Source organism: Halorubrum distributum JCM 10118, assembly GCF_000337335.1.
Taxonomy (GTDB): Archaea; Halobacteriota; Halobacteria; order Halobacteriales; family Haloferacaceae; genus Halorubrum; species Halorubrum distributum.
Window position 1 is genome coordinate 1 of sequence record NZ_AOJN01000053.1, and the last position, 24,797, is coordinate 24,797.

Here is a 24,797-nt window from a genome sequence, read left to right on the forward strand (position 1 = left end):
AGAACTCTACCACAAACCCGGACGAAAAGCGCTCAAACACGCCGTCAAAGCCACTCTCTGAAATCAACAATGTGCTACACAAGAGCGTATGAACGAAGATCTATTCGTCCGGGTGGTCGGCAGCGGCGTGACGATTGCGATTCTGCTCGTCGCGGGTACGGCGGGCGCGCTGCTGGGCGACGACCCGGACGCGATGTTCGCTTGGGCGATGGTCTGTGCGGTCACCCTCTCGACGGGTTCGATCGCAGCCATCTATCGATTCGGGGACGGGCTGGATTCGATATAGTGGAGTGGCGTTCATCCGCTGCGAATTTTGACGCCGCATCCCGCGGTCATCCAGTTGGATTCGAATATTCCAGCGTACGTTTCCGATAACCCACGTCCGTTCTCTCGATACCGACCCCGTCGATCCCCCGTTTCGGTGGCGTTTTCCCGGTATTGGGCGGTCGAGAGCGGGGATCTGTTAGTATGGGATTCTCGACGGGGGCTCTGAGCCGACAATCTTGCGAAAACCGCAGTTGGTATGTCCGCCCATTGATTCCGTAGAGCCAAATGACTCGAGTGAGCGTTATCGGCTGCGGCAACATGGGGGGTGCCCTTCTCAGAGGGCTCTCCCGCGTTGAGGGGTACCACCTGACGGCGATCGACCTCGACCCCGAGGCGCTCGCCGCGATCGAAGACGCCGCCGACGAGACGACCGAGGACGTGGCGGCGGCGCGCGACGCCGACATCGTCGTCCTCGCGGTGAAGCCCGACGTGGCGCCGGCGGTCCTCGACGACCTCGACCTCCGCGCCGACCAGCAGCTGGTGACGCTGGCCGCGGGCCTCCCCCGCGAGTTCGTCGCCGAGCGGACCGAGGCGCCCGTCGTCCGGATCATGCCCAACCTCGCGGCGGAGACCGGCGACATGGCCGCGGCCGCGACGAACGAGGGCCTCACCGACGAGGTCCGCGCGATGCTCGACGCGGTCGGCGAGTTCGTCGAGGTCGACGAGTCGCTGATGCACGTCTCGACCGCGGTCAACGGCAGCGGCCCCGCCTTCGCGTTCTACCTGATCGACGCGATGAAGCAGGGCGGTATCGACAGCGGGCTCGACCCCGAGCAGGCGGAGACGCTGGCCGCCCAGACGTTCAAGGGGGCCGCCGAGACGGTGTTGCGCGACGACCGGAGCGTCGACGAGCTCATCGACGCGGTCTGCTCGCCCAACGGGACGACGATCGAGGGGATGGAAGTGCTGTGGGACAGCGAGGCCGACGCGGCGGTCGAAGACGCCGTCGCGGCCGCAGAGCGCCGGTCCCGCGAGCTCGCCGAGGCGTTCGACGATGCCTGAGGACGCGGGCCTCGAGCGGGTCGGCGCGACCGACGGCGAGCGGGTCGAAGCCGCGCGACGGGCGGCGGCCGCGGCCGACCGCGTGATCGTCAAGGCGGGGACGAACTCCCTGACCGACGAGGACTCCCGGCTCGACCGCGTGAAGCTCGACAAGCTCGTCGCCGACGTGATGGACCTCCGCGAGCGCGGCACGGAAGTCGTGTTGGTCTCCTCGGGGGCGGTCGGCGCCGGCACGGGCCGGCTCGACGAGGGGCCTGAGTCGCGCGACGGCGTCGATTCGATCGTCGAGAATCAGGCGCTCTCGACGGTCGGCCAGGGCCTGTTGATGCGGCACTACACGCAGAGCTTCGAGCGGTTCGACCAGGACGTCGCGCAGATCCTCGTGACGGGGACGGACCTCGACGCGCCCGAGCGGTTCGACAACTTCACGAACACCGTCGAGACGCTGCTGTCGTGGGGGGTCGTCCCGGTCGTCAACGAGAACGACGCGGTGGCGACCGACGAGCTGCGGATCGGCGACAACGACATGCTGTCGGCGTCGATCGCGATCGGGCTCGACGCCGACCTCCTCGTGACGCTCACCGACGTCGACGGCGTCTACACCCGGAACCCGAAGCGGGACGACGACGCGGAGCTGATCGAGGCGGTCGACGACGGGTACGAGCGGCTGCGGGAGATCGTCGGCGACGGCACCGAGACGGACTTCGGCGGGATCCGCACGAAGGTGGAGGGCGCTCACGACGTGAGCCGCCACGGGATCCCCGCGATCATCGCGGGCTCGGCCGAGCGCGACGTGCTGGAGCGGATCGCAGCGGGTAAGCCGACGGGCACGCTATTCGTGCCGAAGACTGGTGACGACGATGAGTGAGACAGACGCCGACACGGGAAGCGACGTTGAGGCCGACACGGACGAGCTGGCCCGCCGGGCCGAGCGCGCCGCCCTCCGCCTTGCGAACGCGGACGAGGCGACCCGAAACGAGGCGCTCCGGTCGATCGCCGACGCGATCCGCGACCGCGAGGCCGAGATCCTCGAGGCGAACGCGGTCGACGTCGAGGAGGCCGAGGCGATGCTCGCGGACGGCGAGTACACGCAGGCCCTGGTCGACCGGCTGAAGCTGGACGAGGCGAAGATCGAGGATATCGCGTCGATGGTCGAGGCGGTCGCCGAACAGGACGACCCGCTCGGCGAGACGCTGGCGGCGCGCGAGCTCGACGAGGACCTGGAGCTGTACCGGGTCGCGGTGCCGATCGGCGTCGTCGCGACGGTGTTCGAGTCGCGGCCCGACGCCCTGGTTCAGATCGCGGCGCTCGCGCTGAAGTCCGGCAACGCCGTCGTCCTCAAGGGCGGCAGCGAGGCGAGCGAGTCGAACCGGATCCTCCACGAGGCGATCGTCGAGGCGACCGCCGACCTCCCGGACGGGTGGGCCGCGCTCGTCGAGGCCCACGAGGAGGTCGACCGCCTGCTCGAGCTCGACGACCGGGTCGACCTGGTGATGCCGCGCGGCTCCTCGGAGTTCGTCTCCTACATCCAGGCGAACACCCAGATACCCGTGTTGGGCCACACCGAGGGGATCTGCCACGTGTACGTCGACGCGGACGCCGACCTGTCGATGGCAGAGGACGTGGCCTTCGACGCGAAGGTCCAGTACCCGGCGGTGTGCAACGCGGTCGAGACGCTGCTCGTCCACGAGTCCGTCGCCGACGCCGTCCTCCCTGACCTCGTCGCGCGCTACGAGGCGGCGGGCGTCGAACTGCGCGGCGACGAGCGGACGCGCGAGGTCGTCGACGTCGGCCCCGCGACCGACGACGACTGGGACACGGAGTACGGGGACCTCGAACTGTCGATCAAGGTCGTCGACGACGCCTACGACGCGATCGAACACGTCAACGAGCACGGCTCGAAGCATACGGAGTCGATCCTCACCGAGGACGCCGAGACCGCCGAGGCGTTCATGACGGGCGTCGACGCCGCGAGCGTCTTCCACAACGCGTCGACGCGGTTCGCGGACGGCTACCGCTACGGGCTCGGCGCCGAGGTCGGCATCTCCACCGGGAAGATCCACGCCCGCGGTCCGGTGGGATTGGACGGGCTCACGACGTACAAGTACTACCTCGAAGGAGACGGCCACCTCGTCGCGAGCTACAGCGGCGAGGACGCGCTCCCCTTCACGCACCGCGACCTCGACGGCGCCGAGTGGACGCCGGGCGGGAGGTAGCCGGGGCCGACCCCCGGGCCCGACCGGCTTCAGCCCTGAAGGAGGTTTAGCACCTCGTCGGCGACGTCGGGCTCGACGGCGACGACGTAGCGCTCGCCCGGGGTCAGCGACGTGTCTGAGCCGGCGATCCGGTGGCCGTCGGCGTCGGAGACGACCAGAGCTCCCGCCGGGAAGCGGACCTCGGCGAGCGACTTCCCCGCGGCCGGCGCCCCCTCTGCGACCCGAATGAGCATGATGTCGAGGTCCCCCGTCACGTCGGCCAGCGTCTGAACGTCGCTGCCGAGGACCTCGTTCGCCGCCACCCGGGCACCGGCCCGCTCGGGGAACAGCACGGCGTCGACGAACCGCGTGTACGCCTCGCCGGCGGCCCGGTCGATGCGCGCGACCGTCCGGATCTCCGGAGCCAACTCCGACGCGGCCAGACAGACGGCGAGGTTCAGTCCGGTCTCCCCCGTGAGCGCCGCGATCGCGTCCGCCCGATCGATCCCCGCCTGTTCGATGATGTCCGGGTTCGTCGCGTCGCCCCGTATCACCGTCGCGACGTACTCGTCGGCGATTTCGGAGACGATCCGCTCGTCGCGCTCGATGATCGTCACCTCGTGGCCGCGCTCCGCGAGGATCTCCGCCGTCTGAAAGCCGACGCGTCCGCCGCCCGCGATCACGATGTTGAGTGCGCTTGGCATTGGTTCAGTCCTCCGTCTCCGGGGTGATGTCGGTGTCGGCGACCGCCGGCCCCGCCTCCGGCTCCGCGCGAATCCTGTTGAGCGTGAGGTACGCGACGACACCGAGCAGGATCCACCCGGCGCTGAGCGCCAACGCCAACGGGTCCGTCCGCAGCAGGTATTCGACGAGCACCCCGGTCAGGACCAGGTTGAGCGCGATGCCGATCAGCGGCGGGGCCGGGTAGAACGGCATCTCGTAGGGACGGTGCATGTTGGGCCGCTCGCGGCGCAGCCTGATCGCGGCGACGTTGACGATGACGAACGACAGCAGGAAGAAGAGGCTCGACATGTTGCCGGCGCTCTGGGTCGGCAGCGCGACGGAACCGAGCATCACCACCGCGCTGGCGAGGATCGCGACGAACGGCGTTCCGTACCGGTGGTGGATCTGGCCGAACGAGGGGAGCAGCTGTCCCTCGCGCCCCATTGAGAACGCGACCCGCGAGGAGGCGATCACGACCGCGTTCAGCGCGGTCAGCGTCGAGAACACCGCGCCGAAGACGACGAGCGCGCCGCCGTTCTGGATGATAGGGAGCCCGGTCGGCATGAAGGAGGTCGCCGCCGTGGCGATCCCCGCCTCTCCCGCGTCGGCAAGTCCCTCCGCCCCGAGCGTCCCGACCGCGACCGTCACGACGGCCAGGTAGACGACCACGGTCACCGCCAGGCTCGCGAAGATCGCCTTCGGGATGTTCTCGCGGGGGTTTTTCACCTCCTCCGTGACGGTGGTAATGAGGTCGTACCCCTCGAAGGCGATGAACGTGAGCCCCATCGCCGGCAGCACGGCGGCGGCGCCGCTCCCTTCGGGGAACAGCGGCTGGAACTCGGCGCCGGAGAACATCGGCGAGGCCAGTCCGAAGGCGACGAACACAACCAGAATTGTCACCTTGATTATCGTGAACACCGTCTCGGCTTTCCCGCTGGCGGCAGTGGAGACGGCGTTGAGCGCTACGAGCCCGAACACTGCGACGAACGCCAGCAGAAAGCCGGCCGAAAGCGTCGCGTCGACGACCGGTAAGGTAACAGCGCCGACCTCCTGCGGCGGGCGGACGAACCCGTACACGTGGAGCAGTTCGAGGAAGTTCGGGGCGAACCCGAGGGCGTACAGCGCGCCCGCGATCATGTAGGCGAACCAGAGCATCCACCCCATGATGAACGACGAGAGGTCGTCGAATATCTCGCGGACGAACGCGTACCCGCCGCCGCTCTTCGGGATCGAACTGGCGAGTTCGGCGTACGAGAGCCCCGTGAACGCGGTGACGACGCCGTTCAGGGCGAAGACGATTATCGCCGCCGGACCGGCTATCTCGGCAGCCAACCCGGTCAACACGAAGATCCCCGCGCCGATCATCGCTCCCATGCCGATCATCGTCGCGTCGAGCAGCCCCAGTTCCGCCTCCGGGGACCGAGTTTGACTCCCGCTCATCGGTTCGGTTCTGCGTGTCCCGCGTCGTCCATCGTACGCTCCCACCCATCTGATTTAATCACTTTATTTTCGGGGGGAATTTTCCAGACGTAGGAATCGTGACGGGTGCTGATAACCCGCTGTTTGAGGATACCTTCTCCGAATCGACGTTCCGAACAGATAGGAACTCCGGGGCGGATTAAAGACGCCACGCGCCGAGGCGCGGCACGATGACCCAAACGAAGCGGTTCGTTATCGCCGGCGGGGGGCGAGTCGGACTACAGACCGCGGAGAACCTCACCGAACAGGGTCACGAGGTCTTGCTGATCGAGAGAGACGAGGACCGGGTCGAGGAGCTTTCCGACGCATATCTCGGCCCGGTGATCCACGGCGACGCCACGAGCCAGTCGATCCTCAGGCAGGCGGACTTACCCGACGCCGACGCCATCGCCGCGCTCACCGACAAGACAGAAACGAACACGGAGATCTGTATGACGGCTCACTACCTCGCGCCGTCGATCCGCACGCTGGCCAGGTCTGAGACCCGGACCGAGCAGGGACACGACGAGGTGGTCGATGCCACGCTCCTCCCGCAGTCGCTCAGTGGCGACCACGCGGCGGACATGCTCACGGGCGAGGAGATTCGAACGCTGGTGTTCCCCACCGCGGATCTCGACATCGTCGAGCTGACCGTCGCCGAGTCGGCTCCCGTGGCGGGCCACCGACTCGACGAGGTAGCGCTCCCGTCCGGCAGTCTCCTCATCTCCACGTCGGATCGGGAGGCCCTCGCCGGCCCCGAGACGATGCTGGAGCCGTCGGAGCAGTACATTCTCGCCGTCGAGTCGGACGTCGTCGACGAAGTGGTGAACCTCTTTCGCGGATGAGTGTCGCCGAGGCCGCCACGGACGACCGAAGCGGCCTCACTCTGCGTCTCGTGGCTGTGCGTGATTTCGCACCGCTTGCCGTGATAGTTGAGACTGGCACTCTCAATGTATACGCTCTGGGCGACACAGTATTACCTTAAATTACTATCACCTGTCAATATCGGGCGTTCTGTATGAACTGGAATGAATTTGTGCCTAACCTGTGGCCGATTTCGGCAATCAACTAAGTTAGATCCCCGGCCAGTACGACCTGTATGTTATCGGGTATCTCTCGGAAAGCGTTTCTTCGCGCAACTGGAGTCACACTTGCTGCGACTATCGCAGGGTGCAACAGCACAACAGACAACAGCGGACCGAACACCAATACACAGACCTCTCCGCAATCCGAACAACAGAATGACGACTCTCCGACGTTCGGTAACTTCTACGTCGGCAACGCAGACACAAGCAGTAGTACGGTCATCGACGGACGTGCTGAAGTCGTATATACACGGCCCGATACGGCCACCGACAAGTCACCCGTCGTAATGGTGCCTGGCCTTGGGTTGTCACCGTATATTTACCGGACGACACCTGACGGTCGACGCGGCTGGGTGGAGTACTTTGCCGAAGCTGGCCACCCAGTGTATGTATTCAACCCGCCTCGAAACGTCGATTCAGGTGGCTTAGACACTGCTGCCCTCCAGAGCTCTGACTCTGCGTCACTCTCTCGGTGGTCTATCGATCGAGCATGGCCGACGTGGGGGTTCGGACCTGAAGTCGGTGACCCATACGAGGACGTTCGATACCCGGTTGAGTCGGTCGACCAACTCGTTGCGTCATTCCCCGCATACGTTAGCACTGGTGGCGGAGGTGGCGGTAGGCAAGGTGGAAGCCAGACCGGCAGACGTGGCGGCAACCAGAACTCTACATCTGCGGATTCCACTGAGACCACAGATGGAACCCAGACTGGGTCGACTACCGGAGGTGGCGGTGGGAGTCAGTTCGCATCACCCCAAGAGACTGCCGCTCTAGAGGCGCTTCTCAATCGTGTTGGTCCGGCAGTACTGCTCGTTCACTCAGCGGGCGGTAGTTCCGGATTCACGGTTGCACAAGCTGTGCCAGACCTCGTTGAACGGATCATCGCAGTTGAGCCGGTCGGTGCGCCGACTGACCCGCAAACTGTGGCGGAGATGGGTGGTGATGCACCGTTCATGGGTGTGTATGGCGATTATGTCGACGAGCGTGGGCAGACTGGTCGCAAGGAAGCGACCCAGACAACTGCAGAGCTCGCAGGAGAGACAAGTCCCGCATCGACGCTGCTTAACCTTCCGGACGAAGGGATATCCGGAAATACACATCTCATGATGCAAGACGACAATAACGGTGAAATCGCTGATCGGATTATCTCCTGGATTAGTGACTAATTCGGGGGTATAGTATCGTTCGGACCGAGACAGAATGTATTTGCCCCGACCAAATGAATACTCGATAGATGCGGCAGTTGCTCTGGTGGCTCATTGGTGGGTCTCGTGGAGGCCGAAATCGGCTTCGTATCCTCCGCGCACTCAACGACCAGCCACGAAACACCAATCAATTGTCGAATGACCTAGATTTGAACTACAAAACAGTGCAGCACCACCTCGAAGTCCTCCAAGAGAGCAATATCGTGACCACGGAGGGCGACAATTACGGGCAGATGTACTTCCTCTCAGACAGAATGATGAACAACCTCGATATCATGGAAGACGTGGCGGAACAGGCCGGAGTTGATGATGATGCGTAACTGGATCGAGAGTCCACTTGGAACGACAGTAGCGAGTGCGACCATCGCGAGTGGTATCGCACTCTTAGTCGCACTCTTCACATCAGTTCCGTCCCATGGCCCTCCGTCGAGGGCGCTGTCCTCACAGGTTGAACTGCTCATTCGGATGGAGGTTTTCTTTACAACCCTGAACCTCGTGTTGCTGGTGACACTCGCAGCTATCTACGTACAGCTTTATCGCGACCTTCCGAACAAGTACACAGCAAGCCTACTTGTGCTAAGTCTCGCGCTGCTCCTATACGCGGGTACGTCAAATCCAGTAGTACACAACGTCTTCGGCTTCCACCCTCGCCCAAATATCGGCGCGTTCGTGTTTCTCCCGGACTTCTTCATCGGACTTGCCATCCTGGTTCTTCTCTATCAGAGCCAGACCTGAGTTCGGATCAATCTTTACATTTCTAATATGCCTTTCATAGAATGATTTAGCCGTGTTGAAACCCTTGCTGACAAACACGCCAGTGAATATCTGGCTACTCTCCCGAAGTCACAACTTCTTCGGGGTCTCAGAAGTTGAGACTGGGGCTATTAATGCATAGCTGGTAGTGAGTGAACGAATCGGTTGTGTGAATACTGCCCTCTTCCGAGCGAAAGCGTAGCTACAACCACGTGACTGAGAAACCGGCACAACCGCTTAACTCGCGTCGTATGACGACACCAAGAGTCTGATAATAACAGTACTTATCTCCTATCCCGGAAGATGTAGTATTGTGATGAACGCACAAAATAGGTCCGCGGGTCGGATCGGATCGCTCACCCAACTCCAGTGGCTAGCAGTTGCGTTAGTCGTGGTCACTGGCGTTCTCCACGTGTATGCTGGTATCGTCGAGGGACGGATTCCCGTTGCACTCGCAGGTGTCGGCTACGCCGGTGCACTTGTGCTGTTCTTCTTCGACTATCGGCGGCGACTGCTCTACCTGACCGGGATTCCGTATACGGCCGTGCAATTCCCCCTCTGGATCGTAGCCAAGTCAGAATACGGAATGGTCGACTACGTTGACAAGGCGGTTCAGGTCGCCTTGATCCTTGTGTTGATCTACCTCTATCTGAACACGTCGTCCGATTCAGCCGGAAACACAGCAACGGCAGCGGACTGAGCGTGCGAATTCACGGGATGTCTATCTCGCTCAGTTATCTCGAATCACCATAATTTTCACCCGATTCACGCCGTCGAAGTCACGAAGGCGGTAGGTCAGCTCCCGGACGCGTTCGCCGGCGCCCTGGCAGAACAAGGACTCGAGACACCACTCCCCCTGGTGGGTGTGACTCGTGTTGAGAATCACGTCCTGATAGTCGTGCTGGACACCGTGGAGTTCCCCGATCACCTCGTGATGGCGGTAGTCGAAGGCGACGAGCGCGATAATGTTCTCGCTGAGGTCTTCGAGTCGGGAATGAGTCTCAATGTACTCCTGCATCGCCTCACGAACCGCTCGTGACCGATTGTTGAGTCCCTCGTCTTGCCAGACTTGATCGAACTCTTCGACGACTGCATCTGGGATGTTGAAACTTGTCCGCATCAGGTGCGATTCGGACTGCTTGTACAAGAGTTCCGAGTATGCGCTCTCCGCGAGTCGGCAGTGATGGCCCTTATTCCTCGATAGGTGCCTCCCAGAGTAAGATTCCTGCCGAACTGACGACCAGCACAACCCCCGCTACGGCGAGCGCGAACAGCGGGGAAACGACATCGGAGATGACACCACTCCCAAGTTGGAACGGAACGACAGCGAGTCCGCTAACCATCGCCATGGCACTGAGAATCGTCGCCCGTCCCATCGTCTCGATGCGGTCGTTGATGTACTGGCCAGCGAATGATCGGGTCACGTCGGAGAGTCCGCGGATTAGCAGGAAGGTCGGTAAGGCCAGAACGGGGACGAAATACATCCCCACTAGCGCGCCGCCGACGACGAAGGGCAGCCACAGAAACCACGTCCGAAGCCCCAGACGGGCACGAATCGTCCCAGTATAGTAGCTCAGCCCGGCACCAAAGAGACTGTACGCCGCATAGAACCACCCGAGCAGTGATCTCACCTGCGACTGTGAGACACCGAAGTCGAGAACGATGGTCTCGAATATTGGTTGAAGGAACACGAAAACGAGATACGTCACTGCTGCGTAGAGGACGTAGTAATACAGCACGAACGCCCGTATGTTTCGCTCTGAGATCGTCCGCCGGATGATCGAGAGTGTGCGACGAAAGCTCAACGCCGTGGTGTCGGTTCGTTCGTAGGTCGCGGGCTCGTCTATCGTCAGGAGAACGAACACGCCGATTGCTGTCACTCCCGCAGCGACGAACCACGGATACGAGAGGTCAATGCTCCCAAGATACCCCCCGATGATTGCCGCTCCAGCGCCGATTGCCAGGGCGACGGATTCGCCGCGCCCACGGACGTGCGCGAACTGGTCTTCGGAGAGGTCGTCGGTGAGCGTATCGTACAGCCAGGCATCTTCGCTTCCCGACCGGAAGTTGTAGCCCATCGACCAGCAGACGTACAGAGTCGCGAGCGCCCAGAACGAACTAGATAGTCCGATGCCAATCAGTGTGAGCGAGATGAGCGCGGTGCCGGTCAGGAGGCTGTTGCGCCGACCGACACGGTCACCGATGTAGCCCGTCGGAATTTCACCCAGCAACGTCGTCAGATTGTATATCGCTTCGAGGATGGCAATTTGCGTGAAATTGAGCCCTTGTGCGAGAAAGAAGAGGTACATAATCGGGCGGTAAAACTCGACAGCCTTCGTCGATTTGTAGAGGTAGTACTTCAGAACGCTCGCCGGAGGAAGATCAGACGAACGCCAGAATGGAACTGCCATATTGGCGATGGATATTCTGAAGAGATGGATGTTGTGTTATGATCGATTTGGCATTTCGTAATACGGCTGCTCCGAGCAAGTAGAGCTATTATTCGGCATCCGCCTGTACCGTTTCTCGAAGTATCGCTGACCCCGAAGGTCGAGCAAGCCTCGGCAGAAGTTGAGACTGGGAACCTCCATACATATCGTTACTGGCCGACCGTGAGGCGATTTGGGTAAGTTTGTTCACCGAAACGAGGGCAGACGGCCGTGAGCACGAACGAGGTGTCTTTAGCCGCGGATTCGATAACGGGGTGGGCGATCACCCGGCGGCTGATAGCGACGGGGTTGCTGTCTGTGAGCGCCCCCGAAACTGAGAAGGCCTGAGTCCCACACGTGAGCATTGGGGAGAACGTCATATCATTGGTCGAGAACGGCAGACGTGTCCCTGATGGCACCGACTGCCGTCTCTCGACGCGATGTCTTCCGTTCGATAGCGACAACACAGCATCTCGATTGGCCGGCCTACGACTCGACACCACTGTACGACCAGAGTTCACTGACGGCGCTCACGGAGGATTTCCGGACTGTCTCGGGAATCTGGTTCGAGCACGACGCCCACGATTCGGTCGAGGGATTCGTCTGTCAGTATCCACTGTCCTACGTGGATTTCAGTCCCCACGACCAGTACTCCGGTCTGACTCGATACGAGATGCCACAGCTCTTCAGGGCATTCCTGCTGAAAGAGATACATGGCTGGAGCCACGAAACGGCGCTTGTCGAGTATCTCCACCAGCGCTCAGGACCCCGTCGCTCGCTCGGGTTCGACTCCGTCCCCGATCAGTCGACACTCTGGCGCAGTTGGAACAAGCGCTTCAGTGCCGACCTCCGTGAGACAGTCGAGAGAACGGCTCAGACGATTCTCATCAACGCACAGAATGCCGGTGTTACGGTGCCTCGTGACCCAGAACGGAAGCTCCAGTACCATAATGACGAGTCTGAGGCGACCGATCCGGACGACCAGACTGTTTTGGAAGAAGCAGCGAAGATAAGCAATCACGTCAGCCGTGTCGTCTTCCCGGCATTCTCCTTGGACCGTGGCGAGGGCTGTGAGATCCACGAGAACGCCTACTGGGGCCTGCAGACATATCTCGGACTTCGCGAGCGGCTGGCTGCGAACGAAGGTGCTCGTAGTTTCCTCTACGAGTCGACTCGGGATCGGACACCGCTGGGGCACGCCCATCGCGAGCAAGTTCGTGACCTCTCTATCGCGGAGATCAGGGAGATGTACCGGCAGGCCATCACTCGGCTCCTGAACGAAGTTGTGGAGACAGAGGAGTTCTTTCGAGCGGGGATCGTCGCCATCGATATTACCGAAGCTGACCCGTTCACGGGCGATAGAACGGGCTACGAAGACGAGATTATCGGCACGAAGGAGAAGACCGACGAATACGCCTACCAGTGGGCGACGGTGCAGTTGGTCGGGAATGCCGTCCCGATTGTGCTGGACGCGCGCCCCGTCCGGAAGGGGGAGACACGACTGGAAATCGTCGAGGATTTGCTTGATTCGGCTGAGGGCCTCGTTCACGTCGATAACGTCTTGATGGACCGGGAGTTCGATAGCCAGCACGTCCTGGAGATGCTCAGCCAGCGCGGGCTTTCCTATGTCGTTCCCAAGCGGATGCAGACCAGCGAGAAAGCCCAGGCCAAGCGGTTGCTCCAACGGGGTCAGGACCGCTACGAGACCGACCGGAAGCTCCATCTCGGGAAGAACGAATGGCACGAGACGACGCTGATCTACCGTCGGAAAGAGGACTCCGAGCACGACGACTATCGACAGTATTCGGTGTTCATGACGAATGGCGGGAGTGGGCACCTCACGGAGTACGGGTATCGGTGGGAGATTGAGAGCGGCTACAGGTCGATAAAGCGATTCATGGCGGCGACGACATCCAAGGATTTCGGGCTACGGTTCTTCTACTTCGCATTCGCCTGCCTGTTGTACTCGATCTGGCGGGCTGTCGATCTGCTCGTGCAGGTTGAGTTGACTGGTGAGTACGAACATTCACCGATCGTAACAGCCGACAACACGCTGACGCTGCTGAAGAAGGAGACTGGAATTGGGTAGAGAGACACTCAGCCCAGGTTAGCGCGCCGTCTGAGTGGCTACACTGTTGAAAGTCGCGATAATTCGTCCATACGATTGGAAGTCTGATAGGAATGGCCGCTTGGGGAGTGATTTGAGGTGGTCTGCGTTGACTGACCCGGCCAAATTCACGCATCACAGCCCCGCTGAAACCGGTATAGTCTCAACTTCCCGCTTGCCGATTTCTATATAGCGATATGAGATACATAAGTTCGAATCCAGACAGGGTTGCGTTGTAGAACAGACGACGTAATTCGGACTCGGCTCGAAAACGCGGGACCACTTCGGAATAATTACCCCCGCAGCTTCCGCATCGACGCCCATGGTCGACTCCGACTGGGGAGACTGGCTGCCGCGCGCGGTCGCGGACGCCAACCCCGACACCGTGGCGCTGTGGTACCTGGGCTGTAACGGATTCGCGATCAAGGGGAGCGAGGGGACGGTCCTCTGGATCGACCCGTACGTCGGCACCGGCGACCCGCCGCGGACGATCCGCATGGTTCCGATCCCGTTCGATCCCGCGGACGTCGAGGCCGCCGACGCCGTGCTGGCCACCCACGAGCACACGGACCACGTTCACGGTCCGTCGCAGGCGCCGATCTTAGAGAACACCGACGCCGACCTCGTCGCACCCGACGACTCGCTCGCGGTCGCGCGCGATGAGGAGCGCTGGACCGAGGAGTACGCGGTGAGCGAAGCGGCCTTCACCGAGGTTCGGGAGGGCGACGAGCTGCGGATCGGCGAGTTCACCGTTCACGTGGTGGAGACGCGCGACGCCGACGCCACCCATCCCGTCGGCTACGTGATCGAACACGACGCCGGCACGGTGTTCCACGCCGGCGACAGCAAGCCCTCGCCGTCCTTTACGGGCCTCGCAGATCGGTTCGACATCGACCTCGGCATCCTCGCGTTCGGCTCCGAGGGCACGGTTCCAGACAAGGCGACGGGCGAGCCGGTCCAGACGAAGTGGTACAGCGACGAAAACGAGATCGCGACGGCCGCGAACGACCTCGGGCTCGACCGGCTGGTGCCGACCCACTGGGACATGTGGAAGGGGCTGACCGCCGACCCGACCGCGCTCCACGACCACGTCCGGAGCTACGAGTCGCCGGAGCGGTTGGAGATAGTCGAGATCGGCGACCGGCTCGACCTGTAATCTGGAGCCGAGCGGGCGTTTTCGCGACGTTTCGGTTATCAACCACGAAACGCGGCCCGTGGAATTTAAGCCCCTGCTCCGGGACGTGCGGATATGAGCGAACGGACGGCGGAGGCGGCCACGACCGTCGACGAGGACGGGATCCGCGTCGAGAAATCCTTCACGGACGACGCGTTCCCCGTGCCCGCGGTGATGTACACCCTCTCTTCGCACCGCGAAGACCCGGTACGGGTACGTATCGTCGACCGGATCCCGGAGTCGTTCCCGATGGACCGGGTCGGGTTCCACCCGGAGTACGAGAGCGAGAACTGGACGGCGTACAAGGACCACCGCGTGGAGTTCGAGCGCGTGATCGATCCCGACGAGAGCGTGGAGACGGTGTTCGGAATCCGCGACGACGACCCCGACCTCGACGGGTTCCTCGGGACGCCGGTGATCGAACACGTCCCGGTCGGCGAGGAGATAGAGGACGTCCTCGGCGCCGGCGACACGGACGCGGTACGGGAGGTGCTCTCCGGCGACCGCGCGACGCTCCCCGGCATGGCGGAGGACGACGAGCTGCTGCCGGACGATCCGGTCGAAGAACCCGCCGAGCCGTCTGAAACCGAGAAGAGAGACGTTGAACCCGACGAATCAGCGGAAGCCGGAGACGAGCCGGAAGTCGACGCGGAATCCGACGACGGCGACGAGCCGGAGCCCGAGGCTCCAGAACCTCGTGCGGTCGACGAGGGAACGGCAGCCGTGACCGCGCACGAGGGAGGGCCGATCGGTACCGCGGCGACGGAGACCGACACCGAACCCGAACCGGCGGCCGACGAGGCGTCCGAGGAACCGGCTGAAGCCGACGAGACGGCCGTAGAAGAGGTTCTCGACGACGGAGCGGCGGACGAGGAACCAGCCGACGAGACCGACGAGCCCGCGACGCTGCCCGGCGAGGGCGGCCTCGCGGCGGCGCTGGCGGCCGAGATCAGGTCTGGGGCGGCCGACGAAGAGGATATCGAGACGATCGAAGGGGCGTTCGAGGGCGGCGTGCCGCGCAGCGTCGACGTGCGGATCGCCCGCCTCCAGTCGAGCGTGGCCGACATCGAGGCGTACGCCGACGCGCTCGCCGAATTCATCGACGGGGAGGGGACGGCGCGGGAGATCCTCGACGGGATCGACGAACGCGTCGACGACGTCGAGTCCGAGGTCGACGCCCTCGACGACCGCCTCGACGCGGCTGCCGACGAGCGCGAGTCGATATCGTCGGACGTCGACCGCGTCGACTCCGCGGTCGACTCCGCCACCGAGGCGGTGGACGCGGTCGACGGGCGGGTGGACGCCGTCGAAGAGGACGTCGAGGCTGTCGAAGGCGACGTTCACGGCGTTGAAGCGGACGTGCGGGCGGTCGAAGACGATGTCGCGTCCGTCGACGAGGCCGTCGAGTCGGTTCAGAGTGCCGTCTCGACCGTCGAGACCGACGTCGACGACCTCGCCGCCGACGTCGATCGGGTCGAGGGGCAGGCCGACGCGGTCGAAGACGCGGTCGACGACCTGGGCGACGACGTCGAGACGCTGTACGAGGAAGTCGACAGGGCGGCCGAGCGCGCCGAGAACGCCGAGGAACGGGCCGAAGGGGCCGAGGAGCGCGCCGCCGATGCGGCGGAGCGCGTCGACGACGTCGAGGCCGGGCTCGACCGCTTCGACGAGGAGTTCGACGACCTGTGGGACGACCTCGCGGAGGTCGACACGCGGCTCACCGACATCGAGGACCGCCTCGGCGAGGATCTCGACGACGTGGCGGCCGAGCTAGACGAGATCAACGACCACCTCGACGAGCTCGACGAGTTCCGCTCGCGCCTCAACGAGGCTTTCGGCCCCTAAATCGACGATTTTCGACGAGATACGGCCGACGTGAAACGGCGCCGTCGGCCTCGATCAAGCCGGTTCAAAACGCAACCCGTTTTACGCGCGCGGCCGCAGATTGGTCAATGACTGATCCGGTTCCGGTCGCCGTCCCTCGCAAGGGTCGCCCGCTCGAAGCGGTCTTAGAGCGGATCGCGGCCGTCGCAAGCGACGAACGTCTCGACCGGCTCGCGGACAGCGTGAGCAACACGCTCCGATACGAGAAGGCCGTCACGAAGGGGTCGGTCGACGCCGAGGCGGGCCCCTACGACCGGCTCGCCGAGTACTCGGACCCGACGACGACGGCAGAGCCGGAGTTCACGCTGATGCGCGACGACCGGAACGGGAAGCCGCGACGGATCGTCTTCGACGCCGCGACGGTCGATCTGGGCGACGTGACGGTCAAGCTCGTCGGTCGCGAGGAGCCGTTTCGCGCGCTTCGAACCCACGAGTTCGGGCTCGGATTCGACTCCGCCGACCTCGTCTTAGAAGAGGTGGTCGGGATTCGAGACACCGGGCTCGGCAACATCTCGGACATCAACGACCGGATCGACCCGGTCGACACCGACGTGCGCGTCGTGACCGGGCTCGGAGACACGGTGTACCACACCCTGATGGGCCGCGAGGACCGGCGGGCACCGAACACGACGTTCGACCGCGCGTACCTCGCCGACTACGAGGGGCCGCTGTGTATTTCCCCGCGATACGAGCGGTTGGTCACCGCGGTGTTGGGTACCGACGCGCTCGACGGGGTCGAGTTCGTCTATCCCGCCGCGGACGAGGAGGAGGAGGCCGCGATCGCCCGGGTCGGCCTCGGCGTGTACCTCACGGTTACCGGCTCCACGGCGCGCGAGCACGGCCTCTCCGTCGGCGAACACCTCTTCCCCAGCGAGACGGTCCTGATGCGTAACGCGGCCGAGACGGACGATTCCGTCTCTCGCGTCCTCCGGGCGCTCGATCGCGAAACGACCGACTCCGAGATCCGCGTGTGACTCCGCGTATCGTATAGCGGCATAGAATATACGTGTGCGAGTCAGGCCGAATTCTTCCCTCGATTCGGAGCCACAATACGACACGAGTCGCGGTGCCCGACCGAGAGCCCCTCAAACGATCTGTTCCGAGTCGTCGTCGGACGACGAGAACAACCAGGGCCGTACTCCGGCCACAGGTGGTGGGCACCGGGCTTCGCGACGATCCAGCCGCGTCTCCCGGGAGGAATCTCGGCGGGCGATGGTTTCCTAAAATATATCCGGATATCTGTACCCTAAATCCACTGCGGATAGTGTTATAAATACGGATAAGTATTCCGCAGCGCGGAAAATAGAGTACCACTTACCGAGATAAGGTCACTTATCCGTAAATCTGGGATAGATTGAAGTCGCGGCCGTGAGAACCGTCGTCCGAGAGCTATGGGAGGCGATCGACAGTCGGTGAAGACGTACGTGCCGACGGAACAGAAGGACGTCTGGCGCGACCACGCCGACGAGCTCGACATGTCGTTGAGCGAGTTCGTCAGGACGATGGTACAGGCCGGACGCAGAGGCTTCGCGCCGGACGACACCGGCGACAGCGAGGAAGCCGCTTCCGAGGGCGCTGACCCCGGGGGTCACGACCTCGAAAGGGGCGTCCGGGCGGCTCTCGAATCGGGACCCCGTTCGTGGGACGAACTCGTCGAGGCCGTGGTCGGCGACGTGGAGGACGAACTGGAGGCGACGCTCGACGAGCTCCAGGAGCGCAACCGCGTTCGGTACAGCGGCCGGGAAGGAGGGTACGTGTTGACCGATGAGTAGCGCGCGCGCCGACCCCGACCCCGACGACCCGGTCGGGTACTTCCTCGAGGACCTCACCTATCACGGGAAGACCGACCGGACCAGAGAGGCGTACGAACGCGTCCTCCGGCGGTTCGAGGAGTTCCTCGATGCTACGGACCCGAAGGCGGCGACGCACCGCGACTGTATGTCGTTCGTGCACTCGCTGCGGGGGGACGTCACCGACAGCACGGTCGCGACGTACGCGGCGTACCTCCACCGGTTCTACGGGTACATGACGGAGGTTGGCGCCTTCGACGGCAATCCGATGACGCTGGTGATGGAGGAGATGGACGAGACCGTCGACAAGGACCCGGCGCGTCGCGACGTCTCGATCCCGGCGATGCGGTCGTTCGTCGCCGGGATCCGCCACCCGCTCCATCGCGCGGTCGTGGTCACCCTCCTGAAGACCGGAATGCGGGTCGGCGAGCTGTGTAACCTCGATCTACGAGACCTGGCGGTCACCGATCCGGACCTCGAAGCGGCGTACTCGCTCGGGGGCCGGCCGGCGCTGTCCGAGCGGCCGGACTCGATATTCGTGACCGCCGAGGCGACCGTCGGCGAGGAGCTGAACGGGGAGGTTCGAACGGCCGCGAACAAGCGGAAGCGCGGGACCGTGATCCCGGTCGACGACGAGCTCCGTCGGACGCTGAAGGCGTGGCTCGCCGTTCGGCCGGATTCGCCGTCGCCCGCGGAGCCGCTGTTCGTCGGTACTGCGGAAGGGTGGGGCGAGCGGCTCCGACCAGAGGCTGTCAGACACGTCGTTGAGCGCCACGCCCGCGAGGAGGGGTGGTATCGGACCGGCGGCGGCGCCGACGAGAACGTCACGCCCCACTACTTCCGACACTTCTTCACGACGCACCTCCGGGACCGGACGGGCGACCGCGGCGTGGTGAAGTACCTCCGCGGCGACGTCGCCGACGACGTGATCGACACCTACACCCACAACTGGGGGGATCAGGTGCGAGAGGTTTACGAGGCGAACGTATACCGGCTTTTCCCGTGACGCAGTCGAACTCGGTCGATTAGACGGCGACTCATTCTGTTCGAGAGCGTGCGAGTAAACTGTATGTCGCTATATCGAAAGCCGCGGTCTTCCTCGTCCCACAGTTTCGGAGGATAGGCCAGTTTCAGGTCGAATTAGCATCAATTCGTGGTTCTTCTCACCGATCAGTCCTGATTTGGATCCCTATTGGTTGTATCTACTAGACGAGCGTTCAAAATTGCGTAGATTCTGGCGCTCCTGATTAGGGTTGTCACTCCCAAACGGCGGACTCAGGGGGGATCAGCCGGTTAGTCATGTGGAATCAACGACGAGGCAACGAGTTCAACACACTCACCCGCAGTCAACACGGGTGCGTAGTCCATCTCACCTCCCACGCCCGCTTTCAGCAAGAAGTCGGTGAGCCGCCAGATATTGTACAAAAGGACCGCGAATACGAAGTAGAACAATCGAACGCGGTAGTCTTTCGAGGAGGTCTTGGCGAGAAAGTCACCTTTGATCGATTTGTACTCACTCTCGATCTGCCACCGGCGGCTGTAGCGCTGACAGAACGACTCGGCCTCCTCGGGATCGACTCGGAGATTCGTCGCGAAGACCGCCGTACCATCGCCACTCGTTGAGGGAACATACAGGAGACGCATTGGATGCGATCCAGATTCCACATGGACAGAGGCCGACTCCACAGCGACTTCCTGGTCGTCTTTGTCCATTTGGTCAAGCACCTCCCGTTCGGAGCTGGAGACCCGCTTCGGAATGAGGTAGTTCACATCGAGGTTTGAGAGCGTCTGGAACACTTGTATCGAGTCAAACTCTCGATCACACAGCACTGTCTCGATTGGAACGTGCTCTTTTGCTCGTCGAACGAGCCGTCGCACAGTACGATGGATCTGATTCGACGGGTTCTCATCCCACTCAGAGCTCTCTCGAACCGGTTCCACGGCGAGAACGAGCGGGATATTCTGTCCAATGATCGAGAGTGTTGCGAATTTGAACGCTCGACCGTCTCTGTCCTTGGTCCCGCTGACCATCGGCATCTCTTCGACCTCTCCGTAGTAGGGAATAGTCGTGATGTCGATCGCGGCTGTGACTGGACGCCGGAACGATGCTTTAGAGGCGATCACCGAGAGTAAGCGATCCGTCGTTTTGTTGAATCCCCTCACGAGTTCTTCGGGGCCAAATTGTTTGACTGCGCGGAGGTGGGTATCACCATGCGGTCCGTACTCTTTCCCGCGCCGATATTGGAAGCGAGTCGCTCCCTGCGAGGTGCCACAGCGGACCATCCCCATGAACGTCTGTAACTCGAAAAATTGCGTGTCCTCGTACGAGGCGTTCGACGCCCGACCAGAGTCGAAGTGTCCATAGGCGTGATCACGCGCGAGGCGCGTCGTCTGGATAATCTTCTCCTGTGAGAAGGATTCGTCTTCGACTGGATCTGTATCTTCTCGCGTGTCGTCGACGATCTCTGCCTTTGGCCGCACCTTCGGAGCTGAGATGTCGCGATCGTGGACTTCTTTAACAACGAAATGGGCAGCAGCGTGGACGTATTCGTGGGCTGCGTCGTCGAATCGATTTCGCCACGCCCGCGAGAACGCTGATTCATCGGGTACTCGACTGAAGCCGAGGATAGTCGCTACTTCCGGTTGCCGGGTGAGTCGTCGAGAAAACTCGGCGTACGAGTCACCCGTTATTTTCATGAACACAAATGAGAGGATTATCGCGCGAAAGGAGAGTGGCGCAGGATGCCACGCTGGATACCCGTCTTCGATCGTGTCTATCGAGTGATCGAGGTTTTCGAACGCGGTGACGAGATCGGCTTTTTTGAGTTCGTTTCGGATAGTGATCCCCAGCTGGTACGCTTCGCACAGAGACTGCATGCGAGGACCATCTTTGAAAGGGGGGCTACCGGAACCACTCATTCAAGAAATGGTGGGGTCGATCGCAAAGTTACCACACCAACATGACTACAAACATACTCTGTTCATCGTCAAAGGGATTGCTGCCGCCGCGTCTAGGTCTCCGAGTTGGCTCTCAACCTTCATGATGTCCACGAGGTACCCGGTACGGTTTCTAACATAAGTTCGAGCTGATCCAGACACATCTCGATCTGCTTGTCGATCGGCTCAGATCCCCGTACTGTCCGGTTGATATCCGGGAGGACACCTTGGAAGAAGACCACGTCCGACCCGCTGGCCTGCATGCCGAATGCGCCGGTGTCAATAACGTCGTCGCGCCGGCATTTACTCTCTTCACTCAGTGACTCACCAATCAATATCCCGTTTTTGTGGTCCATCTGGGGTCTCCAAGAGCCGCTACCTGATCCAACATATGATTTAGTTTATCTTCAAATATAAAAGAGTCTGCTTGTCCCGCCGTGTCGCGAATAAGGTGAACCACTCGGGCTGGGGTTGTAATCAGTGCTAAATTCTCATTAAAGGCTTTTAGAGCTTCTTTTTCCTGTTTACTGCGTATCGAATCGTTCCGTCGACTCAATAAGAGAGTGCGCCGATACCGTTCATTTGAATGTGATGTCGGTCTGGGCGCGTTCGCGGGACACCTGAGCAGTACACCAAATGAATTAAGTCATATCGAGATATATCGATGTGTATGTCGATACTCGACCGACTGCTCGGTGGCGAGTCGAATGATAATGAGAGCTGCTGTGATATGCAGATAGAGGAGGTGGACTCGGACGAAAACGAGGCGGACGCGCCGGACGAGCGCGCCGACCGTACGGAGGACTGATCGATAATGTCGCAGGAACAGAACGCGGCGGCTCAAGCGGGCTCCGAATCCGCGAGCGGGACGCTCCGACGGATGGAGGAGGGCGTCTGCTGTGACGGGCCGTTCCCGGAGACTCGACGGGCGGACGACGCGGTCGTCGAGGCGGAGCTGTCGGCGTTCAAGGCGCTGGCCAACGAGAAGCGACTCGCGGTCGTTCACGCGCTCCGAGAGGGCGAGCTCTGCGCCTGCGAGTTGGAGACCGTTCTCGACGCGCCCCAGTCGACGGTCGCGTCGCACCTCAGGAAGCTCCGTGACGCCGGCATCGTCGCCACGCGCAAGGAGGGGAAGTGGACGTACTACCGGATCGCGGACACGGCGAGTCTCCAGCTGCTCGATCTGGCCGCGGCGCTAGGTGAAGACCGATGATCCCGCCGGGGACCGAAGCGGCGCTGCTCGACTCGTGGGACTACTTCCTCCACCTCGCGATGGTCCTCACGCCGCTGTTCATCGGTGCGTCGTTCCTCGTCGGGCTCGCACAGGAGTACCTCCCGCCCGAGCGCGTCGAAGAGATGCTTCGCGCACGCGACCACGGCAGCGGGAACGTCCTCGCGGCGGGCCTCGGCGCGGTGACGCCGTTCTGCTCGTGTTCGACCGTCCCGGTCTTGGCGGGCCTGTTGGGGGCCGGCGCCCCCACGGGCATGGCGTTCTCGTTTCTGCTCGCCTCCCCGATCGTCAACTGGATCGCCGTGTTCCTGCTGTTCGGGCTGTTCGGGACCGGCGTGACCGTCGCGTACGTGACGACGGCGCTGCTCGCGGCGATCGTCGCGGGACTCATCATCGGGACGTTCGAACTCGACGGGTATATCAAGGACGTCCGGATCACCGCGGGCGGTCGTGAAATCGCGACCGACGGCGGAGCGACTCCCTCGGACACGTCGGGGGCAGCCGACGCTGGCGGATGTAGCGAGTGCGGGACGACGGCGACGAACAGAACCCACAAGGAACGCGTGACTGCCGCGGGGGAGGGCGCGCTCTCCTTCTTCCGCGACACACTCCCGTACATCGCGGTCGGGATCGCGATCGGCGCGCTGATCCACGGCGCCGTACCGGCGGAGCTCCTCCAGCGGATCGCCGGGCCGGGGAACCCGCTCGCGACCCCGATCGCCGCACTCGCCGGTGCGCCGATCTACGTGAGCATCAGCGGAATGCTGCCGATCGCGCACTCGCTCACTGAGGCGGGGATCCCGATCGGAACGGTGATTGCGTTCGTCATCGGCGGGGCGGGGATCAGCATCCCGAACCTGATCCTCCTGAACAAGCTGTTCGAACGCCGGCTGCTCGCGATCTACGCGACGACGGTCGTGACGATCGGGATCACCGTCGGTGTGCTGTTCAACACCGTCTTCGCCGGGCTACTCTGAGCCGGGAACCTTCTTACAGCGACCGCGACCCGTCGAGAGCGACGAGGACCGCGTTCGCACGCGGCGTGGCGCGATACATCCGCCACTTCCCTTCCTTCCGGCGCGTGACGAGGCCAGCATCAGTGAGCTGCGAGAGGGCGTGGCTGATTGCGCTGTCGCTCACGTCCAAGAGCGGCGAGAGCTCACACACGCATAGCTCCTCGTCATCAGCCGCGTGAAGCATCCGAACGATCTTGTATCGGGTCTCGTTGCCGAGCGCCGACAGTAGCTCGATATCGGTCTCCAGGTCCGACCCGCCGACGCTCTCGTTCAGTTCTTCTAGCTCCGCTAACCGGTCGGCGAGATCTTCATCTGTACAGGAGCCACATTCGTCGGCGACGTACCGCTGTAAACGCTCGGTAGATGACATACAAACAATTGAACCAAGCTGGGATTAAACGTTGCGGAGCGCCGTCTCAACTGATAGCTGGACAGCGAAAACAATATAGTAATCTCTCAAATATTGTCTCGTGTGAAAGAGACGAGACTTGTGGCAGGTGTCTGGCGGTCGACAACGACCATCTCGGCAGGCTCGAGCAACGATACGACCGAATGCGCCGCTACAGGGTGTTCGCCGTGACCGGTTCCTACAAACGGGTCAATTACACCGACATCGAGACCACCTCGGGCGCGATGCGGCCGCTTACTGACTCGCTCGATAGCGAGCAGGTCGGCGTGTCAATCGCGCGCTGTGAACCCGGATGGCGGAATAAGTCGCATGACCACGCCGCGGAGGATCACGAGGAGATATACGTCCTCTTAGAGGGTGAAGCTACCGTCGTTATCGACGACGAATCCGTCGAACTCGAAGCCGGCGACGCGGTTTGGATTCCGCCGACTGCGGCGCGGCAGATCCAGAACGGTGATGTCGAAAGTGCGCTCGTCCTCGTGAGTGCCCCGGCGTCGAAGTGTCGAACCACGACGTGTGTCGACGACCCAGGATCGTGGGCCACCAACGGATTTATCGGGTGATCGGGGGGTCTCGGCCGTTCAAGATGAAATGACTGTGCGACCGATGTGGAGATATCCGACCGAAGAGCTTATAATTGTATGAGAGTTTGTTCAAATGAATCGGCCACAGAGAGGACAAACAAACGTGTCCTGCTGTGAACGATACGTCAGACGTACGACCGCGATCCGACTCAATCATGACCGAACTTACCCTGTACGAAGAAGCGATGTGTTGCTCCACCGGCGTCTGCGGTCCCGACCCCGACGACGAACTCGTTGAGGTCAGCGCGGCGCTTGACCAGCTCGAAGACGCGTTCGACGAGCTCGAAGTCAACCGGGCGAACATGCAGCACAACATCGATCAGTTCCTCGAAACGCAGCGGATCTACGACCGCGTTCAGGAGGACGGACCGTCGATTCTCCCTATCACGGTCGTCAACGACGAGATCGTCGCCGAGGGCGAGTACCTCTCGTACGACGAACTGACCGCGGCCATCGACGGCAACGCCGCGCCACAGGAGGCCTAATAA

The 24,797-nt window shown here is 62.3% G+C and carries 27 protein-coding genes; 20 read left to right on the top strand and 7 right to left on the bottom strand.

Annotated features, from left to right (window positions below; genetic code table 11):
* The first annotated feature begins 88 nt into the window (after positions 1-88).
* The 4 genes from C466_RS11700 (at position 89) to C466_RS11715 (ending at position 3,545) form a co-directional block, all read left to right on the top strand.
* A complete protein-coding gene (locus C466_RS11700) occupies positions 89-286 on the top strand; it encodes a hypothetical protein (RefSeq protein ID WP_004595775.1) in 198 nt (65 codons plus the stop codon).
* 266 nt (positions 287-552) lie between these two features.
* Entirely contained in the window at positions 553-1,329 is a 777-nt protein-coding gene (gene proC, locus C466_RS11705) for a pyrroline-5-carboxylate reductase (protein ID WP_080505958.1), read from the top strand.
* Complete coding sequence (gene proB, locus C466_RS11710) at positions 1,322-2,197, top strand: glutamate 5-kinase (RefSeq protein WP_004595773.1); 876 nt, start codon at positions 1,322-1,324, stop codon at positions 2,195-2,197. The genes proC and proB overlap by 8 nt, the downstream gene beginning before the upstream one ends.
* Positions 2,181-3,545: a glutamate-5-semialdehyde dehydrogenase gene (locus C466_RS11715; RefSeq protein ID WP_004595772.1), complete on the top strand. Its 1,365-nt coding sequence runs from the start codon at positions 2,181-2,183 to the stop codon at positions 3,543-3,545. Before proB ends, C466_RS11715 begins: the two co-directional genes overlap by 17 nt.
* 29 nt (positions 3,546-3,574) lie before the next feature.
* Here the strand turns inward: C466_RS11715 and C466_RS11720 are convergent, their stop codons facing one another.
* Both C466_RS11720 and C466_RS11725 read right to left on the bottom strand, forming a co-directional pair.
* Positions 3,575-4,228 carry a potassium channel family protein gene (locus C466_RS11720; protein ID WP_004595771.1) on the bottom strand — a complete coding sequence of 218 codons (654 nt, stop codon included), beginning with the start codon at positions 4,226-4,228 and terminating at the stop codon, positions 3,575-3,577.
* Between the two features lie 4 nt (positions 4,229-4,232).
* A complete protein-coding gene (locus C466_RS11725; RefSeq protein WP_004595770.1) occupies positions 4,233-5,687 on the bottom strand; it encodes an APC family permease in 1,455 nt (484 codons plus the stop codon).
* Between the two features lie 209 nt (positions 5,688-5,896).
* Between C466_RS11725 and C466_RS11730 the strand changes: the two genes are divergently transcribed.
* The 5 genes from C466_RS11730 to C466_RS11745 all read left to right on the top strand — a co-directional run bounded on the left by C466_RS11730 (position 5,897) and on the right by C466_RS11745 (position 9,448).
* The gene (locus C466_RS11730) at positions 5,897-6,550 is read left to right on the top strand and encodes a potassium channel family protein (RefSeq protein WP_004595769.1); all 654 of its coding nucleotides are present in this window, start codon (positions 5,897-5,899) and stop codon (positions 6,548-6,550) included.
* A gap of 1,097 nt (positions 6,551-7,647) precedes the next feature.
* Positions 7,648-7,956, top strand: coding sequence for an alpha/beta hydrolase family protein (locus tag C466_RS17360; RefSeq protein WP_238992162.1), 309 nt, complete (start codon positions 7,648-7,650; stop codon positions 7,954-7,956).
* A 68-nt stretch (positions 7,957-8,024) separates the two neighbouring features.
* A complete protein-coding gene (locus C466_RS11735) occupies positions 8,025-8,315 on the top strand; it encodes an ArsR/SmtB family transcription factor (protein WP_049908338.1) in 291 nt (96 codons plus the stop codon).
* Entirely contained in the window at positions 8,308-8,730 is a 423-nt protein-coding gene (locus tag C466_RS17365) for a hypothetical protein (protein ID WP_239641222.1), read from the top strand. The genes C466_RS11735 and C466_RS17365 overlap by 8 nt, the downstream gene beginning before the upstream one ends.
* A 334-nt stretch (positions 8,731-9,064) precedes the next feature.
* Positions 9,065-9,448, top strand: coding sequence for a hypothetical protein (locus C466_RS11745; protein ID WP_049908341.1), 384 nt, complete (start codon positions 9,065-9,067; stop codon positions 9,446-9,448).
* Positions 9,449-9,478: 30 nt separating this feature from the next.
* Here the strand turns inward: C466_RS11745 and C466_RS11750 are convergent, their stop codons facing one another.
* Together C466_RS11750 and C466_RS11755 are read right to left on the bottom strand one after the other, a co-directional pair.
* Complete coding sequence (locus tag C466_RS11750) at positions 9,479-9,868, bottom strand: CopG family ribbon-helix-helix protein (protein ID WP_049908337.1); 390 nt, start codon at positions 9,866-9,868, stop codon at positions 9,479-9,481.
* 70 nt (positions 9,869-9,938) lie between these two features.
* Positions 9,939-11,057, bottom strand: coding sequence for an MFS transporter (locus C466_RS11755; protein WP_004599809.1), 1,119 nt, complete (start codon positions 11,055-11,057; stop codon positions 9,939-9,941).
* A gap of 532 nt (positions 11,058-11,589) precedes the next feature.
* Between C466_RS11755 and C466_RS11760 the strand changes: the two genes are divergently transcribed.
* From C466_RS11760 to C466_RS11785, 6 genes are all read left to right on the top strand, one after another.
* A complete protein-coding gene (locus tag C466_RS11760) occupies positions 11,590-13,266 on the top strand; it encodes a transposase (protein WP_004595762.1) in 1,677 nt (558 codons plus the stop codon).
* Between the two features lie 340 nt (positions 13,267-13,606).
* On the top strand, positions 13,607-14,440 hold the full coding sequence (locus C466_RS11765) for an MBL fold metallo-hydrolase (RefSeq protein ID WP_004595761.1): 834 nt from the start codon (positions 13,607-13,609) through the stop codon (positions 14,438-14,440).
* Between the two features lie 93 nt (positions 14,441-14,533).
* Positions 14,534-16,303 (top strand): alanine-zipper protein, encoded by a 1,770-nt coding sequence (locus C466_RS11770; protein ID WP_004595760.1) that lies wholly within the window; start codon positions 14,534-14,536, stop codon positions 16,301-16,303.
* Between the two features lie 107 nt (positions 16,304-16,410).
* The gene (locus tag C466_RS11775) at positions 16,411-17,316 is read left to right on the top strand and encodes a hypothetical protein (protein WP_004595759.1); all 906 of its coding nucleotides are present in this window, start codon (positions 16,411-16,413) and stop codon (positions 17,314-17,316) included.
* A gap of 417 nt (positions 17,317-17,733) precedes the next feature.
* Positions 17,734-18,114: a DUF5805 domain-containing protein gene (locus C466_RS11780; protein ID WP_004595758.1), complete on the top strand. Its 381-nt coding sequence runs from the start codon at positions 17,734-17,736 to the stop codon at positions 18,112-18,114.
* Positions 18,107-19,138: a tyrosine-type recombinase/integrase gene (locus tag C466_RS11785; protein ID WP_004595757.1), complete on the top strand. Its 1,032-nt coding sequence runs from the start codon at positions 18,107-18,109 to the stop codon at positions 19,136-19,138. Before C466_RS11780 ends, C466_RS11785 begins: the two co-directional genes overlap by 8 nt.
* Positions 19,139-19,425: 287 nt before the next feature.
* Here C466_RS11785 and C466_RS11790 read toward each other — a convergent pair whose 3' ends face one another.
* Positions 19,426-21,009 carry a transposase gene (locus tag C466_RS11790; protein WP_004595756.1) on the bottom strand — a complete coding sequence of 528 codons (1,584 nt, stop codon included), beginning with the start codon at positions 21,007-21,009 and terminating at the stop codon, positions 19,426-19,428.
* Between the two features lie 161 nt (positions 21,010-21,170).
* Positions 21,171-21,425 (bottom strand): hypothetical protein, encoded by a 255-nt coding sequence (locus tag C466_RS11795; RefSeq protein WP_004595755.1) that lies wholly within the window; start codon positions 21,423-21,425, stop codon positions 21,171-21,173.
* 314 nt (positions 21,426-21,739) lie between these two features.
* Here C466_RS11795 and C466_RS16800 point away from each other — a divergent pair, with 314 nt between their 5' ends.
* From C466_RS16800 to C466_RS11805, 3 genes are read left to right on the top strand one after another with little or no spacing between them, the layout of a single operon-like run.
* A complete protein-coding gene (locus C466_RS16800; RefSeq protein ID WP_159358229.1) occupies positions 21,740-21,877 on the top strand; it encodes a hypothetical protein in 138 nt (45 codons plus the stop codon).
* Positions 21,878-21,883: 6 nt separating this feature from the next.
* Positions 21,884-22,282, top strand: a complete 399-nt coding sequence (locus tag C466_RS11800; RefSeq protein WP_004595754.1) for an ArsR/SmtB family transcription factor — start codon at positions 21,884-21,886, stop codon at positions 22,280-22,282.
* Positions 22,279-23,277 (top strand): permease, encoded by a 999-nt coding sequence (locus C466_RS11805; RefSeq protein ID WP_004595753.1) that lies wholly within the window; start codon positions 22,279-22,281, stop codon positions 23,275-23,277. Before C466_RS11800 ends, C466_RS11805 begins: the two co-directional genes overlap by 4 nt.
* Positions 23,278-23,290: 13 nt before the next feature.
* Here C466_RS11805 and C466_RS11810 read toward each other — a convergent pair whose 3' ends face one another.
* Positions 23,291-23,686 (bottom strand): ArsR/SmtB family transcription factor, encoded by a 396-nt coding sequence (locus C466_RS11810; RefSeq protein ID WP_004595752.1) that lies wholly within the window; start codon positions 23,684-23,686, stop codon positions 23,291-23,293.
* Between the two features lie 182 nt (positions 23,687-23,868).
* On the opposite strand from C466_RS11810, the gene C466_RS11815 reads away from it, so the two are divergent.
* Both C466_RS11815 and arsD read left to right on the top strand, forming a co-directional pair.
* The gene (locus C466_RS11815; RefSeq protein ID WP_004595751.1) at positions 23,869-24,288 is read left to right on the top strand and encodes a cupin domain-containing protein; all 420 of its coding nucleotides are present in this window, start codon (positions 23,869-23,871) and stop codon (positions 24,286-24,288) included.
* A 176-nt stretch (positions 24,289-24,464) separates the two neighbouring features.
* Positions 24,465-24,794, top strand: a complete 330-nt coding sequence (gene arsD / locus C466_RS11820; protein WP_004595750.1) for an arsenite efflux transporter metallochaperone ArsD — start codon at positions 24,465-24,467, stop codon at positions 24,792-24,794.
* The last annotated feature ends 3 nt before the right edge of the window (positions 24,795-24,797 follow it).

Excerpts from the sequence above, each read along its gene's own strand:
- C466_RS11700 (WP_004595775.1), top strand. The coding sequence starts at position 89 with ATGAACGAAGATCTATTCGTCCGGGTGGTCGGCAGCGGCGTGACGATT.
- proC (WP_080505958.1), top strand. The coding sequence starts at position 553 with ATGACTCGAGTGAGCGTTATCGGCTGCGGCAACATGGGGGGTGCCCTT.
- proB (WP_004595773.1), top strand. The coding sequence starts at position 1,322 with ATGCCTGAGGACGCGGGCCTCGAGCGGGTCGGCGCGACCGACGGCGAG.
- C466_RS11720 (WP_004595771.1), bottom strand. The coding sequence starts at position 4,228 with ATGCCAAGCGCACTCAACATCGTGATCGCGGGCGGCGGACGCGTCGGC.
- C466_RS11725 (WP_004595770.1), bottom strand. The coding sequence starts at position 5,687 with ATGAGCGGGAGTCAAACTCGGTCCCCGGAGGCGGAACTGGGGCTGCTC.
- C466_RS11730 (WP_004595769.1), top strand. The coding sequence starts at position 5,897 with ATGACCCAAACGAAGCGGTTCGTTATCGCCGGCGGGGGGCGAGTCGGA.
- C466_RS11735 (WP_049908338.1), top strand. The coding sequence starts at position 8,025 with ATGCGGCAGTTGCTCTGGTGGCTCATTGGTGGGTCTCGTGGAGGCCGA.
- C466_RS17365 (WP_239641222.1), top strand. The coding sequence starts at position 8,308 with ATGCGTAACTGGATCGAGAGTCCACTTGGAACGACAGTAGCGAGTGCG.
- C466_RS11745 (WP_049908341.1), top strand. The coding sequence starts at position 9,065 with ATGAACGCACAAAATAGGTCCGCGGGTCGGATCGGATCGCTCACCCAA.
- C466_RS11750 (WP_049908337.1), bottom strand. The coding sequence starts at position 9,868 with ATGCGGACAAGTTTCAACATCCCAGATGCAGTCGTCGAAGAGTTCGAT.
- C466_RS11755 (WP_004599809.1), bottom strand. The coding sequence starts at position 11,057 with ATGTACCTCTTCTTTCTCGCACAAGGGCTCAATTTCACGCAAATTGCC.
- C466_RS11760 (WP_004595762.1), top strand. The coding sequence starts at position 11,590 with ATGGCACCGACTGCCGTCTCTCGACGCGATGTCTTCCGTTCGATAGCG.
- C466_RS11765 (WP_004595761.1), top strand. The coding sequence starts at position 13,607 with ATGGTCGACTCCGACTGGGGAGACTGGCTGCCGCGCGCGGTCGCGGAC.
- C466_RS11770 (WP_004595760.1), top strand. The coding sequence starts at position 14,534 with ATGAGCGAACGGACGGCGGAGGCGGCCACGACCGTCGACGAGGACGGG.
- C466_RS11775 (WP_004595759.1), top strand. The coding sequence starts at position 16,411 with ATGACTGATCCGGTTCCGGTCGCCGTCCCTCGCAAGGGTCGCCCGCTC.
- C466_RS11780 (WP_004595758.1), top strand. The coding sequence starts at position 17,734 with ATGGGAGGCGATCGACAGTCGGTGAAGACGTACGTGCCGACGGAACAG.
- C466_RS11785 (WP_004595757.1), top strand. The coding sequence starts at position 18,107 with ATGAGTAGCGCGCGCGCCGACCCCGACCCCGACGACCCGGTCGGGTAC.
- C466_RS11790 (WP_004595756.1), bottom strand. The coding sequence starts at position 21,009 with ATGCAGTCTCTGTGCGAAGCGTACCAGCTGGGGATCACTATCCGAAAC.
- C466_RS11795 (WP_004595755.1), bottom strand. The coding sequence starts at position 21,425 with ATGGACCACAAAAACGGGATATTGATTGGTGAGTCACTGAGTGAAGAG.
- C466_RS16800 (WP_159358229.1), top strand. The coding sequence starts at position 21,740 with ATGTCGATACTCGACCGACTGCTCGGTGGCGAGTCGAATGATAATGAG.
- C466_RS11800 (WP_004595754.1), top strand. The coding sequence starts at position 21,884 with ATGTCGCAGGAACAGAACGCGGCGGCTCAAGCGGGCTCCGAATCCGCG.
- C466_RS11805 (WP_004595753.1), top strand. The coding sequence starts at position 22,279 with ATGATCCCGCCGGGGACCGAAGCGGCGCTGCTCGACTCGTGGGACTAC.
- C466_RS11810 (WP_004595752.1), bottom strand. The coding sequence starts at position 23,686 with ATGTCATCTACCGAGCGTTTACAGCGGTACGTCGCCGACGAATGTGGC.
- C466_RS11815 (WP_004595751.1), top strand. The coding sequence starts at position 23,869 with ATGCGCCGCTACAGGGTGTTCGCCGTGACCGGTTCCTACAAACGGGTC.
- arsD (WP_004595750.1), top strand. The coding sequence starts at position 24,465 with ATGACCGAACTTACCCTGTACGAAGAAGCGATGTGTTGCTCCACCGGC.